This window comes from Micromonospora echinofusca (assembly GCF_017614955.1).
Taxonomy (GTDB): Bacteria; Actinomycetota; Actinomycetes; order Mycobacteriales; family Micromonosporaceae; genus Micromonospora; species Micromonospora echinofusca_A.
This window is the reverse complement of the sequence record NZ_WVUH01000642.1, coordinates 1-1384: the sequence shown is the minus strand read 5'-3', so window position 1 is coordinate 1384 and position 1384 is coordinate 1. Positions and strand designations below refer to the sequence as shown.

Annotated in this window: 1 protein-coding gene; it reads right to left on the bottom strand. The window is 73.3% G+C overall.

Going from position 1 to position 1384, the window contains the following annotated elements:
• Positions 1–1384, bottom strand: a 1384-nt coding sequence (locus tag GSF22_RS33545; RefSeq protein WP_208817912.1) for a lantibiotic dehydratase, incomplete at both ends; no start/stop codon positions are given.

Here is a 1384-nt window from a genome sequence, read left to right as displayed (position 1 = left end):
AACCCCAACTCCCCCGCCACGAACCGCCACGACTCCCGCGCCACCACCATCCGGTCCACCGTCACCCGGGGCGAATGGTCGGCGTCGGGCAGGACCCGGAACAGGTCCATCACCAGGGTCGTCAGCACGTGGGAGAAGACGTCCAGCACGTCGAACTCGGCCCCGTCGGGCAGCACCACCACCAGCCGGTCGTCCCGTTCGACCACCGACACGTCGGCACTGAGCACCGTCCTCGGCCGCCGGGGATCGGCGGTGTGGTCCACCAACGCGACCAGGTAGTCCTCCGGCCGGACCAGGTTGCGGCCGACCCGGATGGACAGCCGGGACCGGTGTTCCTTGGCCAGCACCGGCAGCAGCCGTGGTCCGGGATGGTCCCGGTCGGTGGCGGCGAAGAGTTCCTCCGGCGCGGGATGCTGGTGCACGAAGAGGTTGGCGCCGACGGTGTTCGTGGCGACGTGCAGTTCCCCCAGCACGAGTTGGAAGTCACCGCGCGCCACCGCGTCGGCGTCCTCCGCCGCGATCAGCACGTCGGGGCTGAGGTACCGGGCGGCCGTCCAGGAGGTGGCGGGTGCGTCGCCGAAGACCTCGCGGACCCGGGCCGCGACGGTGGCCGCGTCGGCCCGGACCCGTCGTACCCCGGCCGTCGGCGGGAGGATGTCCGCCCAGCGGCGCCAGAACTCCTGCTGGACGGCGGTCGCCTCGGCCGTCGCGTCGCCGTGCAGCACGGGCATGCAGGCGAACCAGAAGCTGGCCAGGTCGACCGGCTGGTCGGTACCGGCCCGGAGCCGGTCGTACACCTGCCGGAACCGGGGCAGGAGCCGTCCGGTGAGGGTCGAGGTCAGCCAACCCGCGGCGGTCAGCATCGACTCCAGCGGGGCCAGGGCGGTCAGCACGTCGCCGCCGAGCCGGGCGGTCGCGGAGCGGCGGGAGTCGGCGTACACCAGGCCCCGGCACGGTGCGGTCCCGGCGCTCTTCTCCCGGGTGGCAGCGGTGTCGGTCAGTGCGACGAACCCGGACTCCAGGTCGGCCAGCGCCGCGCAGAGCTGGTCGACGTCGGTGGCGGTCCGCACCCGGTCCCGGCCCTGTTCGAGTACGTCGAGCCGGTCCAGCCACCGCCTCCGCAGCGGCGGGTCGTCGACCTGTTCCAGGAAGGCACGCAGGTGACGTTCGGCCCGGGCATCGGCCGGGATCTCCAACTGCCAGACGATCCAGCGACGCCGGACCAGTTCGGTGAGGATCTCGACGACCTGCGACGCGGACAGTTCCGGGGCCAGTTGACGCTGGATGGCGCGGGCCGGGCGGGTGCCGTCGCAGAGCGCGAGCACCCGACGTACCTGCGGGGTGGTCGGTTCGGCCGGGCGGCCCGGCACCACCACCCCCACCC